This is a genomic window from Syntrophales bacterium, assembly GCA_035363115.1.
GTDB lineage: Bacteria > Desulfobacterota > Syntrophia > Syntrophales > PHBD01 > PHBD01.
In genome coordinates this window covers 459,411-476,144 of record DAOSEM010000001.1, presented here as the reverse complement: position 1 = coordinate 476,144, position 16,734 = coordinate 459,411, and the positions used below count along the sequence as shown (strand labels likewise).

At 58.4% G+C, this 16,734-nt stretch carries 17 protein-coding genes; all 17 read right to left on the bottom strand.

The window, feature by feature from the left end:
* Nucleotides 1-22: 22 nt before the first annotated feature.
* The 17 genes from PLO63_02090 to PLO63_02010 all read right to left on the bottom strand — a co-directional run bounded on the left by PLO63_02090 (nt 23) and on the right by PLO63_02010 (nt 16,617).
* Nucleotides 23-775: a glycosyltransferase family protein gene (locus PLO63_02090; GenBank protein HOI72913.1), complete on the bottom strand. Its 753-nt coding sequence runs from the start codon at nt 773-775 to the stop codon at nt 23-25.
* 16 nt (nt 776-791) lie between these two features.
* The gene (locus tag PLO63_02085) at nt 792-1,709 is read right to left on the bottom strand and encodes an N-acetylneuraminate synthase family protein (GenBank protein ID HOI72912.1); all 918 of its coding nucleotides are present in this window, start codon (nt 1,707-1,709) and stop codon (nt 792-794) included.
* Between the two features lie 64 nt (nt 1,710-1,773).
* Complete coding sequence (locus PLO63_02080) at nt 1,774-2,388, bottom strand: DapH/DapD/GlmU-related protein (GenBank protein ID HOI72911.1); 615 nt, start codon at nt 2,386-2,388, stop codon at nt 1,774-1,776.
* Nucleotides 2,389-2,428: 40 nt separating this feature from the next.
* Nucleotides 2,429-3,136, bottom strand: a complete 708-nt coding sequence (locus PLO63_02075; GenBank protein HOI72910.1) for a GTP-binding protein — start codon at nt 3,134-3,136, stop codon at nt 2,429-2,431.
* Between the two features lie 10 nt (nt 3,137-3,146).
* Nucleotides 3,147-3,905: an ATP-binding cassette domain-containing protein gene (locus PLO63_02070; GenBank protein HOI72909.1), complete on the bottom strand. Its 759-nt coding sequence runs from the start codon at nt 3,903-3,905 to the stop codon at nt 3,147-3,149.
* Complete coding sequence (locus PLO63_02065; GenBank protein HOI72908.1) at nt 3,902-4,894, bottom strand: NAD-dependent epimerase/dehydratase family protein; 993 nt, start codon at nt 4,892-4,894, stop codon at nt 3,902-3,904. Before PLO63_02065 ends, PLO63_02070 begins: the two co-directional genes overlap by 4 nt.
* An 11-nt stretch (nt 4,895-4,905) precedes the next feature.
* A complete protein-coding gene (locus PLO63_02060; protein HOI72907.1) occupies nt 4,906-5,553 on the bottom strand; it encodes a (Fe-S)-binding protein in 648 nt (215 codons plus the stop codon).
* 80 nt (nt 5,554-5,633) lie between these two features.
* Complete coding sequence (locus PLO63_02055; GenBank protein ID HOI72906.1) at nt 5,634-6,620, bottom strand: hypothetical protein; 987 nt, start codon at nt 6,618-6,620, stop codon at nt 5,634-5,636.
* A 22-nt stretch (nt 6,621-6,642) separates the two neighbouring features.
* Nucleotides 6,643-7,674 (bottom strand): UDP-2,4-diacetamido-2,4,6-trideoxy-beta-L-altropyranose hydrolase, encoded by a 1,032-nt coding sequence (gene pseG, locus PLO63_02050; GenBank protein ID HOI72905.1) that lies wholly within the window; start codon nt 7,672-7,674, stop codon nt 6,643-6,645.
* Nucleotides 7,675-7,773: 99 nt separating this feature from the next.
* Nucleotides 7,774-8,544 (bottom strand): glycosyltransferase family protein, encoded by a 771-nt coding sequence (locus PLO63_02045; GenBank protein HOI72904.1) that lies wholly within the window; start codon nt 8,542-8,544, stop codon nt 7,774-7,776.
* 129 nt (nt 8,545-8,673) lie between these two features.
* Nucleotides 8,674-9,339, bottom strand: coding sequence for a hypothetical protein (locus PLO63_02040; GenBank protein HOI72903.1), 666 nt, complete (start codon nt 9,337-9,339; stop codon nt 8,674-8,676).
* 148 nt (nt 9,340-9,487) lie between these two features.
* Nucleotides 9,488-10,621, bottom strand: a complete 1,134-nt coding sequence (gene pseC / locus PLO63_02035) for a UDP-4-amino-4,6-dideoxy-N-acetyl-beta-L-altrosamine transaminase (protein ID HOI72902.1) — start codon at nt 10,619-10,621, stop codon at nt 9,488-9,490.
* Complete coding sequence (pseB, locus tag PLO63_02030) at nt 10,618-11,598, bottom strand: UDP-N-acetylglucosamine 4,6-dehydratase (inverting) (GenBank protein HOI72901.1); 981 nt, start codon at nt 11,596-11,598, stop codon at nt 10,618-10,620. Before pseB ends, pseC begins: the two co-directional genes overlap by 4 nt.
* On the bottom strand, nt 11,588-12,916 hold the full coding sequence (locus PLO63_02025) for a polysaccharide ABC transporter ATP-binding protein (protein HOI72900.1): 1,329 nt from the start codon (nt 12,914-12,916) through the stop codon (nt 11,588-11,590). Before PLO63_02025 ends, pseB begins: the two co-directional genes overlap by 11 nt.
* A gap of 6 nt (nt 12,917-12,922) precedes the next feature.
* Nucleotides 12,923-13,762 carry an ABC transporter permease gene (locus tag PLO63_02020; GenBank protein HOI72899.1) on the bottom strand — a complete coding sequence of 280 codons (840 nt, stop codon included), beginning with the start codon at nt 13,760-13,762 and terminating at the stop codon, nt 12,923-12,925.
* A gap of 84 nt (nt 13,763-13,846) precedes the next feature.
* Nucleotides 13,847-15,448: a Gfo/Idh/MocA family oxidoreductase gene (locus tag PLO63_02015; protein ID HOI72898.1), complete on the bottom strand. Its 1,602-nt coding sequence runs from the start codon at nt 15,446-15,448 to the stop codon at nt 13,847-13,849.
* Nucleotides 15,445-16,617: a DegT/DnrJ/EryC1/StrS family aminotransferase gene (locus PLO63_02010; protein HOI72897.1), complete on the bottom strand. Its 1,173-nt coding sequence runs from the start codon at nt 16,615-16,617 to the stop codon at nt 15,445-15,447. Before PLO63_02010 ends, PLO63_02015 begins: the two co-directional genes overlap by 4 nt.
* Between the last annotated feature and the right edge of the window lie 117 nt (nt 16,618-16,734).

The window sequence follows — 16,734 nt, the reverse complement described above, 5'->3', positions numbered from 1 at the left end:
CCGCCCCGTCAGGCCCATCGAATCATCGAACCGGTTTCTGCCGGACATGGCGGTTGATATCCATCAGTTCGGGCCTTCGTTCCAGCAGATCGATGATGTCGTAGAGGCCGAAACGGGGATTGAGGGGATATAGCTCCTCGAAGACGGTCTCGATGAACGCGAAGTCCTCTTTCGTATCCACCGTCAGGCGGATATCCCAGTATCGCCGGTCCAGGTTGTTCTGGAAGTGGTAGATGGAGAAGATGTCCGGGTGTTCCCAGACATAGAGCGTGACATGTTCGCGATCCACCGGGTCCCGGGTCAGGCTATCGATCCTTTCCAGAACATCCCTCGAAAAGATGCGCATCCCCAAGCCCACCGGATAGGTGCCGTCCAGCCGGTTCCCCATGAAGTCCACGTCCATGTATTGATAGGAGCGCAACATGTCGTCGACCTTCGATGCCTCGATGAGCGGACAGTCCGCCGTCACCTCCACGATGACATCCGCCTCGAAGCGCCGGGCGGCGGTGAGAACCCTGTCCAGCACATCCTCCTCGCTGCCTCGGTGGCAGCCGATCCCGAGCTGCTGCGCCAGGGCCTCGATGGGCTCGTCCGCATCACTGTCCGTCGTGGCCACAACAATCTGGTCAAGGTTCCGTGCCTGCTGCAGCCGCTCGACGAGAAGATCCAGCATGGGTCTGCCCATGATTGGGCGGAGCACCTTCCCTGGAAGACGGGTGGACTTCATCCGGGCCTCAATGATGGCGACTCGTTTCGCGTCTCTTGCCTTCTTCATCTACAGACGCTCCTTCTCAACACCGGTTCACCGGCTGCCCCTCGGGTACCGGGCGAAGCCAGGCCCCGTCCTCGTCATCGGTCGGGACAAAGGTAACCGGATCGTAAACCCCCCGGCGCATACGGTGCTGTTTTGCCAGCTCCGACGGCGCAGGCTCCTTGCCGCCCGTACCAAGGGCTTCCTCGAGGCACCGCACCTGGCGGGCCATTTCGCCGAATTCCTCCATGGTCATGGCGAAAGGATGATCCGGACCCGGCAGGGACCGATCGAAAGTGACATGTTTTTCCACAACCGTCGCCCCGAGGGTAACGGCGGCGATGGGAACCAGGCTTCCCGGCGTGTGGTCGGAGATGCCGACGGGCAAACCGAAAGCCTCTTTCAGTGTCACCAGGGCCCTGAGGTTCATCTCCCCCCACTGGGGAGGATAATTGCTGACGCAGTGCAGAAGGACGATCGGACCCGCACCCGCCCGTTTCAGAACGCCCAGGGCCTTCTCTACATCTTGCAGGGAACTGCCGCCGGTGGAGAGGATAACCCTCTTACCCGTTCGTCCTACCGCCTCCAGGAGAGGCCTGAAGGTGATATCCCCGGAGGCGATTTTGTACGTCCCGACGCCGACCGACTCCAGCAGGTCCACGGCTTCCAGGTAGAACGGCGTGGATAGAAACTCGATGCCCTGCGTATGCGCTTCCTCTTTGAGCGCCCGATGCCAGTCATCGGGAAGGGCAAGATTGCTGAACTGCCGATAGACCGGATTTTCCTCGGCAACACCGCCGGACCAAAGTTTTGGGGCTACGAGCTTTTCCTTGCGGAGCGTCTGGAACTTGATGCCATTCGCCCCACAGGCTTTCGCCGCCCGGATGTACTCGATGGCGGTCTCAAGACGACCATCGTAGTTGGATCCCACTTCCGCGATCAACTCCGTCCGACTCATCGGTGGCCTCCGCACCTTTTCAAGATAGATTTACCGATTCAATCCAGGAATTCTTTAATGCCTTCTACTTCTGCTTTTTGAAGAAGCGGGCCGGGTTTCCGTACCACACCTCACCGTCCGGTACATCGTTTCGTACCTGGGAACAGGCCCCGATCTCCGCATTTTCACCGATGTTGACCCCCGGCATGATCGTCACGTTGGCACCGAAACGGGATCCGCGCTTGAGGATGCCGACTTGTTTGTCCTTCTCACGTCCCAGGATCGGCGTATCCGTCACGACAAAGCTGTACTTCATGATAACGTCGTTCTCGATGCGAGTGCCCGCAGAGAGCGTGCCGCGGCTTCCCATGGAAACGTTGTTGCCGAGAATGCAATTGTCGCGGATTTCGCAGAATGACGTGAACTTACAGTTGTCACCGATAACCGCATTCTTTCCCACTTTCGTGTACGTACCGATCTTCGTCCCGTTTCCGATACGACTGCCCGAAAGCAGCATCGAATATTCACCCACCGAGGCATTGTCGCCCAGCCGAGTGCCCGATTTCAGCACGGCATAGTCTTCGATGCAGACGTTGTCACCGACCACTACTTTCTCTTCGATCCGAACAAAGGATCCGCAACAGAAGTTCTCCCCATGAACAAAATCATCCGCAATGTCACAGAATTTACCTGTCTTCATCTCGGCACCTCCTGAAGTTTGGACCATCCCCTGTGCTCGTTTACTCCCCCCGATACAAATAATCGGCCCCTTCCAGTTTGCGGATCACACCGAAATGGTTGTCCCATCCGATGTCTTTCTTGCCAATACAGATTGTACAGACCCCCAGCGGCGGAACCCCCTTCAACTGCAGCGAACTGGGGTCGATGTCCTTCATTCCGTCCATCTCCGTGAGCAGTCTCGATGTGCCTGTCCCCTGCAAGGCGTTCACTTCGTAAATCCGGATCGACCGGCTGACCTCCCTTATCTTCTCCCGGAATACCTCCCTCTCCGCCTGGCTGATCAGGTCGATCTTCGTAACAACGGCAACGTCGGCAAGGCTGACCATCGGCCCCATCTTCAGGGGAGAGTTCATTCCCCCCAGCATGCTCAAGACGATGACTCCCAGCCCCTGGTTCAGGTAAGGGGAGCAGCGGAGACACAGCCCGGCGCTCTCGACAATCAGCAGATCGCTCCCCTCCCGGGTGGCCCAGTGGATTGCGTCTTTCATCACCATGACGCTGGCATGATCCGGACACAGGTCGCCCGCGTAGACGATCTGGATCGGCAGGTCTGCGAACTCCCTCTGCAGCTCCTCTTTCTCAAACGCCATGACAACATCGATCTTCAGGTAGGCTATCTTGACCCGCGGATACAGTTTCCGGATTATATTCTTGATCACCGCTGTCTTTCCGGCGGAGGGCGGTCCCGCGAAATTCATCAGCTTCATGACGATCCCCTTAAAAAGAGATGACTTCCCCTCTTCGGACCCTTTCTCGGACCACGCTCAGCAGGATATCCTGCTCGATGATCCTCTTGCGGGCCTTTCTTTCCAGTTCTGTGGTCCTGTGGATCTTGACGATGCCCCCGTTCTTCATGACCAGCCGGATGTCGCACAAAAGGGCAACGACGGGATCATGGGTGACGAAGAGAATGATCTTCCCCTCTGACCGCACCATCTCCATCGCTTCCTTCTTGAAGATCCCGGCGTTTTCGATCTCGTCCAAAAGGACGATCGGCGCTTGGCCGATCACGATTGCATCGGCGATCATGAGAGCCCGGGTCTGGCCTCCCGACAGGGACGTCATGCGCATCTTTTCGTGCACTTTTTCACCGGTCAGCTTGTTCGTCAGGTAGATCGTCCTTTCGACCGTCCCTTCGATTCCGATGTTCCGGGCCTTTGCATGGACCCGGAGGAACTCGTCAATCGGCAGATCGGCCAGGAAATTCGTGTGCTGCGTAATCAGGACAATCGGGTTCCGGGACGGATCCTGACGGAAGGAAGCAGGGGGAATCTTCCCGTTGATGAAGATCCTCCTCCCCGTGACGGTGTCGTCCTGCGTGAGCATCTCAATGTCGTTGACCAGGGAGGATTTGCCGCTGCCCGTGGGTCCGACGATGGACACCGTGTTGCCCGGCACGATCTTCAGCTCTTCGAAGCCTTCTTTTTCCCCGTTCTTGTCAAATCCGGGATAAACTGAGATTTTCTTGATGATCATGACTCGCAACCCACAGTTCTTACTGCTTCAATCATGTCCTCCAGCTTCTCCTGCATATTCCCGGTGGACCGGAATCCAAGGACCTTCCCGGCGCGGGTATTGGAAATCGGATGCTGGACGATGTTCTTTTGCCATTTCATGTCCAGGTGGCGGATCGTCGCCCCGCAGACGGAGACGATTTGCCGGGCGACATCGATGATCCGTATGTCTTCGTCCGCACAGATATTGAATGTGTTGCCGGACAGGCTTCCCCTGAACAGGACCGCCTTCACCAGAGCGTCGACGACATCACCCACATAGACAAAGTTTCTCTTTTGCAGGCCCTTGTTGTGAACGACAACCTCCCCTCCCTTGAGGGCACTCGCCACCATGACAGGTATGACGCCGGGATCGCCCTCGACTCGCCATCGCCGGGGCTCCGGACCCACCCCATAGACATTGGAAATTCTCAGGGTAACCGTATCCAGGAGATACTCGTTCGCAAACACCTTGCTGTAATATTCCTGCGAGATTTTCTGATGGTAATACTGGTTGATGGGAACCAGGGGATCGCTCTCGGAGAAGTGGTTCCGGGCGGCCGCCACATAAACCCCCGCCCACGAACCGAGGACGACCCGCTTCACGCCGCACATGACGGAGGCTTCCATAAGCCTACGATAGCCCTCGACGTTTTTCTGCCAGCGGGCGACCTGCTTCTTCGTAATGGCGGTCCCCTCCGAGTACACTTTCTTTTCCTTCTCTTCTGCCAGGTGCACCATCACATCGGTCTGCTCGAGCAGTGGGACCATCGTTTCCAGGTCGAAGAAATCCGCTTCGTGGAACGAGCATTTCTTCGGATCGAGGCGCGCCAGCGTCGATTCGAAAAGGGCCTTTCCCGTGGAGAAGAAATTGTCCACCGCCAACACACGGGCACATTGGGATGTTCCACAGAGCGACACGATGAGATTGCTCCCGATATAACCCGCCGCTCCCGTCACCAGTACGTTCATAAGACCGTTCCTCAAAGAAACCGGATGTCTTCCAGCCTCACATGGAGGCCGAATGACTTGTTCAGGAGCATGTTGACGACGCCCGTATGCGCGATGTTCATCATGCAGAAGCCCGGGAGAAACCGCTGCCGCCTGCCGAATTCGGGTGGCCGGCCCACAACCTCTGCGATGCCCTCGAAGCCGAGCATGACGTAAGCTTCCACATCATGAACCTTCATGCCCCGGGAGAACCTCGGTCCCACGCACCACGTGTCGAGAACCCCCGTCACCTTGCTGGCCTTGATGACCTGAAGGACATGCTGCACGGGGCACCCGGCGCTCATGGGTCTCCCGACCACGCAGTCCCCCTCCTTGATCTTCCATTTCTCGACGAGATCGGGCCGGAAGGGCATGACGATTTTACGGGCGGAAACCTCGTTCGGCAAGGCCTTCAGGACAAAATCGTATGTTCCCCCCAGAAAGTCTACATTATGAGCTGAAGATTTCTTCAAGTCCTTCGGAATTCCTGAATCCTCCTCCACCCGGCCTGTGAAGAAGACGCACGCCTCGGGCTTCTTGATTCCCTTCTTCACAAGACTTATGAACTCACGGCACGTCTTTTCGCCGCACAAGCCGCAGTCTTTACCCGGCGGCTTCCAGGGCTTCGTCCTGCTTCTCACCGCAACCCATCCTCGATTTCAAGGCAATGGAATCTTTCCACCGATCCCGTTTCCCACATCTGAACCGGACCCATGGACCGTTACCGGCCCTCAAGGCGCAGGATCATGCTGATCTCGATTCCCGCGTGCCTCATCCGCATTCTCTCTAAACCGCGAATCATTGCGATATTGTTGATGTTCGAACCGAAATAACCCCACTGAACGCCTTGCTCCCGATACCAGGGGTTGCGGTCGGCAATAAGGGCCAGGGCCACCCCTTTACCGGCAGCCCGAGGGTGGACGATGAGGCCCTGGGACAAATGGTTGACAGCGATTCCCAGTTTGCTCCGGATCGCCTCATCGATGATTCCGTTCAACGCCCCGGCAAATCGCCCCTGCCACTCGGCTACGAATACCCGTCCCAGCTTCTCGTGTACTTCCCGGAAGCGTCTGACGTAAAGACGGATCACCTTCTCCTTGTCGAATTCCGGCTCGTGGAGCAGGTGGTTCGGAAAGGGCATGTTGGCATAACTATAAGCGATCTCCTCGAAATCAGACTCCACGGGAGCCCGCATGACCAGGTCGTCCCGCAGAAAGCCGCTGTAGTCGTCGTCGGTCGGAGCCGTGACGTGCCGGAAGCCGTCGGCATAGCGGAAGCCATTCTCTTCGAGAGCACGGATCCACTGATAGGCCTGCGATGCCGCGGTCGTGCTCAAAAAGGCCACCCCCCTGTGCTTTGCCTGCCGGCGCAGGGTTTCCACCATCAAATTGAATACGGAAACGTTATCTGCATGACCGTCACAGGCAAAGGCCTCGTTGGCAATCGAGGCAACTTCAATGCCGAAGTGATCAGAGAGATGTGCCGTTCGCCGCAACTGAGCGGCACAGAGAACCCGGTCACCAGCAACACCCGCCAGGAGGGTGCCTGGATCCGCTTCAGCCGCCTCCAGGACCTGGTGAAGCCGGTAAGCCTGCAGTCGATCGTTGACAATGGGGGAACCGAAATAAGGCGGATAGGGAAAACGGGCGTAGAGGTCCCGCAGTTGATCCGGGTCCGCCTCCCGCCAGTCAATAATCCTGGTTTTCATACTTTCGAGCCCTTTGTTTGATTCAGGGAGTGAGAAAGGCCCGGGCAACTCGACCGGCCCCCAAACCGTCCACCATGCTCCGGCCTGCCATGGACATGGCCCGGCGAAGCTCCGTGTTATTCATCATGTCCGAGACCTTCTGCATCAGGACCTCAGCATGAAGATCCTCGAGGGGTCCCAAGTCCACCGCATAACCACTTTGCTGCCAGGCTGCCGCGATCATCTTCTGGTTTTCGGCAATCTGTAAGATCAGGGCTGGAATCCCCAGGGCGGCCGTCTCGAAAACGGTCATGCCGCCGGCCATAACGGCCAAGTCGGCGGACTCCATGATCGGTGCCGTTTGTGTTGCATTCATGATCAGCCTGGTGTTGGAGCCTTCCTCCTGAACCCACCGCCGGATTTCTTCCTGCCTCGGGTTGGCGCCCGCAAGCAGGACAATCTTCTGTATGTCCCTCCCAAGTGACCGCAGCGCGTCCAGGCAGAAGATCGTGGCGCCCCGGTCGTCGCCCCCTCCGAACGTCAGCAGAATCGTCCGGACTGGCCAGTTTTCCCTGTCCCGGGGAGGCCGGAGCCGAAATTCTTCCCGGAGCAACGCATAACTTGGCCCTAAAAGAAAACGGGTCTCCCGGCGCCGCCGAAGGGGTTCGTAGAGAGTATTCCCGGCCGCCGGGCTCATGTTCAGGACCCAGTCGGCCCAAATCGGCCATCTCGCCGCCCCGTCGAACTGGAGCCACCGGATGCCGCCGTCCAGGAGCACCTTCTGGTAGGAGGAATCAGCACGGTAGTGATCAACGACAACCGCGTCCGCCCGGTACTGACGGGCATACCGGACCACCTCCCCCGCATCTTCCTCCGGGGACAGGGACCAACCACAGGCCGCCCATTCCGAAGCCATGGGTTCAAAATGCGGCGAGAGATCCATGTCCTGGACCCGGCAAAGGAAGAAAAGGTCCGCCCCCTGCCGCTTCAATTCTTCTGCCAGGGTCAGGCAGCGCTTCAGGTGTCCCATCCCCACCTGTGGCGACACATCCAACCGGAAGAGGTAACGAGGCACGGTCACGTGACCTGGCAGAATCTCTTGTGGACCGGGATTTGGTTACCTTCAGGAATGACCGTTTCAATTTTTGCTGACAGCGAATTGTGTTTACCCATATCAGCTTTTCGGCCCTTCCATCGATCTGTCCTTCTCCAGGGACTTGAAATATCCCTCAATTCTTTTGATTCCGGCGTTGATCCGGTTCAACTCGGGATGCCTGTCCAGCAGGTCGAGGATATCCCTCATGCGGAAGTCCGTGTCCCCCAGATAGGCATAGACAGCCCGTACAAATTCCAGGTCCCTCGGCTCGTCGACGGTCCACCGCAAGTGGGAAAGATCCCTGTCCAGGCAGGCGATGCGAATACGGAACACGTCCGGGTTGTTGAATATATAAGGCGTAACATGTTCCCTTTCGGACTGGAGCTTCGCCTCGCGCCAGGTCTTTTCCAGCACTCTCATCCAGAATGATGCCGCGGCCAATCCCTCGGGAAATGTCGTCTCCAGGAGACCCCCGGTTACGAAATCCACATCCTCTTCCTGCAGGATCCGAACCCGTTCGTCGATGATGTCCGGATCATGGAGAGGGCAGTCCGCCGTGAGACGAACGACGATATCCGCTTCGAAATGATCAGCTGCCCGGTAAATTCGGTCCAGAACATCATGCTCGCTTCCCCGGAAACAAGGGGTGTTTGCACCGGCGCAGTATTCCGCAATGGGGTTATCGGACGAAAGGGTAGAGGTGGCAACTGTGACAAGATCAATCCTCCGGGCCCTGGAAACGCGCGTCACCACGTGGGAAAGCATGGGCTTTCCCAGGATGTCCGCCATGACCTTGCCGGGTAGCCTTGACGAGCCCATGCGGCTCTGAATGATCGCCACGGTTTTCACGTCAGCATCGCCCTCCCGGTTTCTCGCGGAATGTGGCGATCCGCCCACGGACGCATGAGCCGAATATCGGACCTGTATGCGTATGAAGGCCGAAAGTCTTCGCGCGGCAAGTAGATGGCGGTACCCCGATCACTTCCGTTTTTCGAGAAGAAACCACGTGCTGTTCCCAAGGGGAAACGTGTTGTCGCGACTGTAGTTGAACCCATAGCTGATCAACCGCAGGTCACTGAACCTGTCGAGAAGATCTCCTGCAAAATCCCTTTTGAATAGAAGATCGTCCTGTCCTCGGTACGGCACCGTGACCGGGGTGGGATTGAAATATTCCGTGACACAGATATAGCGCCTGCTCGCTGCATAAAGCCTGTCATAGACATCCGGCAGAAAGTCCGGGTTGATGTGTATGAGCACACCCTGGGTGAATGCAAAATCACTTTCTTCATCGGGAAGAAAAGAAAGTAACGACATGTTATAGATTCTGTCCACCCTTCCCAGGGACTTCAGGTGCTTTATCGCCGTCTTATTGATCTCGATTGCCGAATACTTCACGTGTGGCAACAGGTGGGTTATGGCCCGGACGTTCGCTCCAACATTCGCCCCGAATTCAATAACGCTCTCAATGCCCTCCGTATGCGAAAATATCCTGGCATACATGGCCGTCCGTGCAGGGACAGACCATACATCCTCTTTCAGGTTTCTCTTCGTATATTGATTCCCAAAGTCGCCCGCCCAAGCAGATTCCTGTTTGGATCCGGGCTCCCTGGCCTTTGTTTTTTTTACTGTCCCTGAATTGCCCATTCTATCCTCCCGTAATTCCGATTCCGCAGTGAAGCTGGTTCGTCAGGCTCGAAACGTCCCGGATGAGTCCCAAATGCTTCCCACAATCCGGGACAGCACCTGCGGTTCAGGTCCGTTCACGGTCCCGCAATGGCACCCATTGCGCATATTATGTTTCCGAGTCACCAATGACTTCGCGAACGGCATCTATGACCCTTTCGACCATATCATCGGTCATCCCTGGAAAGATCGGCAGTGACAGGATCTGTCCGTAGGTGCTCTCTGCGACCGGACACAAGCCCGGCCCCGTGCCGAATTGCCGGCGGTAGAAGGGATGCAGGTGCACGGGAATGTAGTGCACGTTCACGCCGATGCCGGCCGCCCGCATGGCCTGGAAGGCGACGTCGCGATCTACCCCCCGGAGGCGGACGACGTACAGGTGATAGGCATGGAGTACCTCCGGCCTGACCGACAAGGGCGATACCGCAGACATCTCTCTGAAAGCCTCATCGTACATGGCGGCGATATCACGGCGACGGTTGTTCCAGTCGGGAAGTTTTTCGAGCTGCCGGAGCCCCAGGGCACATTGAAAGTCCGTGAGCCGATAATTGTAGCCCAGGTCCGTCATCTCGTAGAACCATGCCCCTCGGGCCTGGCGCTCCCGGTGATCCGTAGTGATGCCGTGGTTCCGGAAAACCCGCATCCTCCGGGCAAGCTCGGGATCGTCGGTCGTGATCATGCCCCCTTCGCCGGTGGTGATGTGCTTGACCGGGTGGAAACTGAAGCAGCTCAGTCCTGCCAGGGACCCCACAGAACGGCCCCTGTAAGCGGCCCCGAGGGCGTGGCAGGCATCGTCCACCAGGTGCAGGCCATGTCGTCGCGTGATTCCTTCCAGGGCTTCGTAGTCGCAGGGCTGGCCGGCGTAATCCACCGCGATGATCGCTTTTGTTCGAGGCGTAATGAGATCTTCCACCCGCTCCGGATCGATCAGGAGCGTTTCCGGATCCACGTCGGCAAAGATCGGGGTTCCGCCCTGGAAAACGATGCAATTGGCCGTGGCGGCGAACGTCATGGCGGGAACGATAACCTCGTCGCCCGGGCCGATACCGAGTGCGTACACGGCCGCGTGCAGCGCAGCTGTCCCGCTGCTGACCGCCACGGCATGCCTCGCCCCGACGAACCGGGCAAAGGCCTTCTCGAATTTCTCCACCCCGGGACCCGTCGTCAGCCAGTCGGAACGCAGGACCTCCACAACCGCCTGGATGTCCGCCTCATCAATGGACTGCCGGCCGTATGGAATCACAGTGTCTTCACCATCTCCTGCATCTCCTCGATGCTCAGTTTCCAGGGGTTGTCCGCAGAGTTGTATTCGAAATCCTCGGCAACCGCTTTCCCTTCGGTTGCGTTGAACCTTCGCGACCAGAATCGAAAGTCCGGCTGGATGATATAGTGGTCTTCGAATTCCAGCGTTTTCCGCGCGTCATCCCTGGGAATCATGACTTCGTGAAGCTTCTCTCCGGGGCGGATTCCGATGATCTTCACCGGGCAGTCGGGGGCGATCGCTTTCACCAGGTCCATGATGTTCATGCTCGGAAGCTTGGGAACGAAGGTCTCGCCGCCCACCATTCGGTCCAGGCAGGAAAGGACAAATTCAACCCCTTTTTCGAGGGTGATCCAGAAACGCGTCATCCGCGGGTCCGTGATCGGGAGCAGGCCCTTGTCCCGAAAGGAAAGGAAGAGCGGGATGACGCTCCCGCGACTGCCCACCACGTTTCCGTACCGGACAATACTGAAGGCGGTCTTGTCGTGGCCGACGTAAGCATTCCCTGCAATGAACAGCTTGTCCGAACACAATTTTGTCGCGCCGTAGAGGTTGATCGGATTGGCCGCCTTGTCGGTGCTCAGGGCAATGATCTTTCGGACACCCTGGTCGATGGCCACGTTCATCACGTTCTGAGCCCCAATCACGTTGGTCTTGATGGCCTCGAAGGGGTTGTATTCGGCCACGGGAACATGCTTCAGGGCGGCGGCGTGAATGACATAATCGACACCGTGAAAGGCACGGCACAGCCGTTCCTTGTCCCGGACGTCCCCGATGAAGTAGCGAATGAACGGATATTCGCGGTCAGAGAAGACCTGAGCCATTTCGTACTGCTTCAGTTCGTCGCGGCTGAAGACGATGAGGCGCCTGGGCTTGTATTTCCCGACGATAACCTCGACGCACTTCCGACCGAAAGATCCGGTCCCTCCTGTAATCAGGATCGTTTTATCATTCAGCATGATCGACGCCACCCTTTCCCGTAAGGTTTTGAAGCTGCCAAGCCAATTGTGGGCGGAGACTCGATCCGCCCGGATTGAAAGAACCATTGTAGCCTTGAAACTGCACGTCGAACTCGAGGATTTTTGTCGCTACCAGGTGCTCCGTCTTCGGACATTGCAGATGAACCGATATATAGAACGACCTGCTGCCAAACAGATTGGGAGGCAGCGTGCAGTTCGCCTCGTAGACCCCCGGTTCAAGCCTTTCGCTGGCTTTTGTCAGTCCGACCGTGTCGGTCTGTTGGCTGACGATGAGGCTATTGTCCTGATTATCCGTTACTTCGATCATGATCTTCAAATCAAGGACGGGGAGCAGGCAGTGGAACGTTGTCCGGATCCGGATGGGTTCGTCCGAGTAGAATGATTTCCTGGCTTGTCCTTTATTATCATAGAGCCCGATCGAAGCAAAACGGATATGGGGATTGTTCCGCAGGATGACGCCCTCCATACGGGCATCGATTTCTGTTGCATCGGCCACGGCCTTCTCGATGGTCTTTGTTCGAAGGTATCGGTTGACCGTGTCTTCCGACGGCCCGTCTGCTGCAATCCTCCCGTCTTCCAGCAGGATCGACCGGGCGCAGAGGTTGCGCACCGCCGCCATGTTGTGGCTGACGAAGAGGACCGTCCGGCCTTCCCGGGCCACCTCTCCCATCTTGCCGAGGCATTTCTTCTGGAACTCCGCATCGCCCACCGCCAGGACCTCGTCGACGAGCAGAATCTCCGGCTCCAGGTGGGCCGCCACCGCAAAAGCCAGGCGGACGTACATGCCGCTGGAATAGCGCTTCACCGGCGTGTCGATAAAGGTTTCGACCCCGGAAAAATCCACGATTTCGTCGAATTTCCGGTCGATCTCCATCTTCCGCATGCCCAGGATGGCCCCGTTGAGGTAGATGTTTTCCCGCCCCGTCAACTCCGGGTGGAATCCCGTCCCGACTTCCAGCAGGCTGGCAATCCTCCCGTTGAGCCGGACTTCACCCCGTGTCGGGGCCGTCACCCGGGAGAGGACCTTCAGCAGCGTTGACTTCCCTGCCCCGTTTTTCCCTATGATTCCGACAGTCTCTCCATGCTCGATCTCCAAGCCGATCTCCCGGAGGGCCCAGAATCGGTCCCCTCCCGACACCGGATCCGCCTGCCGGAACCCGACGGGGGTATTGGGATCTTCCTTGCCCCGCTTTCGTGCCCACCAGCTCTGGAGGTCCCGGTAGAGGGCACCGTGACCGATCACGCCGAGGCGGTACTGCTTCCAGAGGTCATCGATCTGAACAGCCCGGCTTCCCATGCGTCTTCAGACCGTGTCCATGAAGGTTTTTTCGATTCTGCTGAACAGGATGATCCCCACAAACAGAACCAGCAGGGTAATCACCCAACTCGCAGCCATGAACGTTGAATTCACGCCGCCCGACCCGAGAAAGGCGGCGCGGAAAGTCTCGACCACCGCCGTCATGGGATTGAGCATAAAGAACAGGTGATACTTCCCGGGAATCTGGGACAGGGGATAGACGACCGGGGTTGCATACATCCAGAGCTGCACGCCGAAGGCCACCAGGAATGCCAGGTCCCGGTAACGGGTCGTCAGGGAGGAAATGACGATCCCGAATCCCATGCCCAGAAGGGCCATCTCGAGGATCAGGACCGGAAGGACCGCGATCCAGATGGTGGGATGGACGGACGCGCCGGACAGCAGGAAATATGCGTAAAAAATCAGGAACAGGCAGAACTGAACGGCGAATTTCATCATGTTTGTGATCACCGTGGCAAGCGGGACCACCAGGCGTGGGAAATACACCTTTCCGAAAATGTGGGCGTTCGTGACAAAGGTATTGGACGTCATGGTGAGGCACTCGGCGAAATAGGCCCAGGCGATGTATCCGGCCATGTAAAACAGGAACGGAGGGATCCCGTCCGTCGGAATCCTGGCGATCTTGCCGAAGACAATGGTGAAGACGATCGTCGTCAGGACCGGCTGGATCAGGTACCACAGCGGTCCAAGGATCGTCTGCTTGTAGGCTGACACGAAATCACGCCTCACGAACAGGAACACCAGGTCCCGGTAGTTCCAGAGCTCGGCGAGACGGAGATCGAACCAGCCCGTCCTGGGCCTGATGACGGTCTGCCGTTGCCTCATGACCGCCGGAACCGCAGGAGACGCATTCGTGGAAGGATCGATCATTCTTTTCCCGGACAACTCAATTCGGAGGAATCGTACAGATCATTCGCCATTTTTACCGGTCCACTTCTCTCCGCAAACCGTACAGACGCGGCGTGCATTCAGCCGCTCGCCACACCGGCACATCCAGCCGATCCGCCTGGCCGGGTTCCCAACGACCAGGGCGTGATCCGGCACGTCCTTCGTCACCACCGCCCCGGCACCGACAAAGGCGTACCGGCCAATGGTGTGGCCGCAGACGATGGTGGCGTTGGCCCCGATGGTGGCACCCCGCTTCACCAGGGTCGTTCTGGCCTCGTTCATCCGGGGGATCTCGGCCCGGGGATTGTATACGTTCGTGAAGACCATGGAAGGGCCGCAGAAGACCCCGTCCTCCAGCGTCACTCCCGTGTATACGCTGATGTTGTTCTGGATCTTGCAGCGATTGCCGACGACGGCGCCCGGCCCGACAACGACGTTCTGGCCGATGTTGCAGCCTTCACCGATCGACGCACCGGCCTGAATTTTTGAGAAATGCCAGATTTTTGTCCCCTTGCCGATGACGGCACCGGGCTCCGCAATAGCCGTTTCATGAACAAAATACGGCTTCTCCTCCGCTTCTTCGGCAACCCGGTCGACGGTCCCCGTTTCCTTCGCCTCCAAGGAGCGCTGGCTCATTTCCAGGATCCTGAGCACCCTCAGCCCTTCCGCACCGTTCGTGACAGGTTCCTTCCCCGTCCGGACGGCCTCCAGAAAGGCCCGGCACTCGGCCCGGAGCGGCTCCTCCCAGACGTCCTTCAGATCCACAGGATTCCCTTCGCCCTTCTCGGGAACCGGCAGGTTGTTCCGCCACTGGATTCTGTGGGCGTAATGCACCAGTTTCGTCTCCACGGGCTGGGTATCATCGAAGACCAACATGCCTTCGCTTCCCACAACGACGAGGCGCTGCTCCTTGAAGGGGTTCAGCCAGCTCACGAATATATGGGCGCCGACGCCGGAGGGAAACTTCAGGTTCGTCATGGTCACGTCGGCGATCCGGGCGTGAAGGAAGTTGCTACCCACGGAATCGACATACGAGGGATCCTCCCCCACGAGACTGAGGATAACGGAGATGTCGTGGGGCGCGAAGGACCAGAGGATATTCTCCTCCCTCCGGATCTTCCCCAGGGAGAGGCGTCGGGAATAGATGTAGCGAAGGCGCCCCACCTGCCCCTGCCGGACCATTTCCTTGAGCCGTATAACCGCCGGATGGTACTGGAGAATGTGGCCGACGAAGAGGGTCCGCTTCATTTCTTCGGCGAGACGAACCAGTTTTTCACCGTCTCCGTAGGTCAGGGACAGGGGCTTCTCCACAAAGACGTGCTTTCCCGCCCGGAGGGCCTGCTCGGCCAGCCGGAAATGGGTCACCGCCGGCGTAGCAAGAACCACGGCCTGGATCTTCGCATTCTTCAGAACGTTCTTCAGATCGTCCGTGACGGCCGACTCCGGGTAGTCCTTCTTTACCTGTTCCCGGACGGCGGCACTTCCGTCACAGACCGCCGCGAGCGCACCAAGTTGGTGGAAGTTCCGAACCAGATTCTTGCCCCAGTAGCCGGCACCCACCACCGCCACGCGGATCGCCTCCGCAGTCTTCTTCGCTCCCTTTCGCACCGGGGCGGCCGTCATGATGAGCTCCTTTCCCGTAATGCCTTCATCACGAAGGCCTGCTGCTCCTCCGTCAGATAGGGATGCATGGGCAGGCTGAACGTGCGGACGGCGCAGTCCTCGCTGGCGGGGCAGTCGCCCTCCTTATAGCCGAGAAACGAAAAGGCCGTCTGCAGGTGGAGGGGACGCGGGTAGTAGATCATGGTCGGGATGCCCTGCTCCTGCAATCCCTTTTGCAGGAAGGCCCGGTGAGCCTCGTCTTTTGCCAGGAGCGAATACTGTGCCCAAGCGGAACGGTATCCCTCCGGGATGAACGGCGTCTCCAGGCCCGGGATGTCCCGGATGGCCTCGGTGTAGCGTCGGGCCACTTCCTGGCGACGGTCCATCTCCTCCGGAAACACTTCAAACTTCGCCAGGACAATGGCGGCCTGAAGGGTGTCGAGCCGCCCGTTGATGCCGATCCGCACGTTGTCGTACTTGTGGCTGCCCTTGCCGTGGACGCGGATGGATTCGAGCAGCGATGCCAGGCCCGGGTCGTCGGTGAAGATCATCCCGCCGTCGCCGTAACAGCCCAGGGGCTTGGCGGGGAAGAAGGAGGTGCAGGCGATGTCGCCCATGGAGCAGGACATCCGGCCCTTGTACACGGCCCCGAAGGACTGGGCGGCGTCCTCGATCACCGCCAGGCCGTGTTTCCGGGCAATGTCTCCGATGGCGTCATAGTCGGCCGTCAGCCCCAGCATGTCCACGGGGATCACGGCCCGGGGCCTCAGCTTCTCGACGCCCTCGATCCGCGGCAGGGGAGCGAGGCTTCGATCCCCCGTCTTCAGGGCAACCATGGCCTTATCCAGTTTGTCCGGGTCGATGTTGTAGGTTCTCCGGTCGATGTCCACATAGACCGGCGTCGCCCCCAGGAGGCTGATCACCTCCGCCGTCGAGATGAAGGTGAAGGGGGTGGTGAAAACGGCGTCACCTGGTCCGACTCCGAGGGCCATCAGGGCCATCAGGAGTGCGTCCGTCCCGGATGCGCATCCCACGGCGAACTTCCTGCCGGCGTAGGCCGCCAGCTTTCCTTCCAACTCTTTTACCTCCGGGCCCAGGATGTACTGCCCGTGGGCCAGGACCTTCCTCATATTTTCGTCCAGGCGATCCCGGATTCCCGCCTGCTGAGCCTTCAGATCGATAAAGTCCATGGTCTCCCTTCCTTTGTTCAGAAAGTTCTTGTGGGGATCGGATGGGGATTTCCATTCGGAATCCTTCCGAACATCAAATGCGGCATCTGGATATTTGAGAGTCGGAATTCCATCCTT

Excerpts from the sequence above, each read along its gene's own strand:
- PLO63_02090 (HOI72913.1), bottom strand. The coding sequence starts at position 775 with ATGAAGAAGGCAAGAGACGCGAAACGAGTCGCCATCATTGAGGCCCGG.
- PLO63_02085 (HOI72912.1), bottom strand. The coding sequence starts at position 1,709 with ATGAGTCGGACGGAGTTGATCGCGGAAGTGGGATCCAACTACGATGGT.
- PLO63_02080 (HOI72911.1), bottom strand. The coding sequence starts at position 2,388 with ATGAAGACAGGTAAATTCTGTGACATTGCGGATGATTTTGTTCATGGG.
- PLO63_02075 (HOI72910.1), bottom strand. The coding sequence starts at position 3,136 with ATGAAGCTGATGAATTTCGCGGGACCGCCCTCCGCCGGAAAGACAGCG.
- PLO63_02070 (HOI72909.1), bottom strand. The coding sequence starts at position 3,905 with ATGATCATCAAGAAAATCTCAGTTTATCCCGGATTTGACAAGAACGGG.
- PLO63_02065 (HOI72908.1), bottom strand. The coding sequence starts at position 4,894 with ATGAACGTACTGGTGACGGGAGCGGCGGGTTATATCGGGAGCAATCTC.
- PLO63_02055 (HOI72906.1), bottom strand. The coding sequence starts at position 6,620 with ATGAAAACCAGGATTATTGACTGGCGGGAGGCGGACCCGGATCAACTG.
- PLO63_02040 (HOI72903.1), bottom strand. The coding sequence starts at position 9,339 with ATGGGCAATTCAGGGACAGTAAAAAAAACAAAGGCCAGGGAGCCCGGA.
- pseB (HOI72901.1), bottom strand. The coding sequence starts at position 11,598 with ATGCTGAATGATAAAACGATCCTGATTACAGGAGGGACCGGATCTTTC.
- PLO63_02025 (HOI72900.1), bottom strand. The coding sequence starts at position 12,916 with ATGGGAAGCCGGGCTGTTCAGATCGATGACCTCTGGAAGCAGTACCGC.
- PLO63_02020 (HOI72899.1), bottom strand. The coding sequence starts at position 13,762 with ATGAGGCAACGGCAGACCGTCATCAGGCCCAGGACGGGCTGGTTCGAT.
- PLO63_02015 (HOI72898.1), bottom strand. The coding sequence starts at position 15,448 with ATGACGGCCGCCCCGGTGCGAAAGGGAGCGAAGAAGACTGCGGAGGCG.
- PLO63_02010 (HOI72897.1), bottom strand. The coding sequence starts at position 16,617 with ATGGACTTTATCGATCTGAAGGCTCAGCAGGCGGGAATCCGGGATCGC.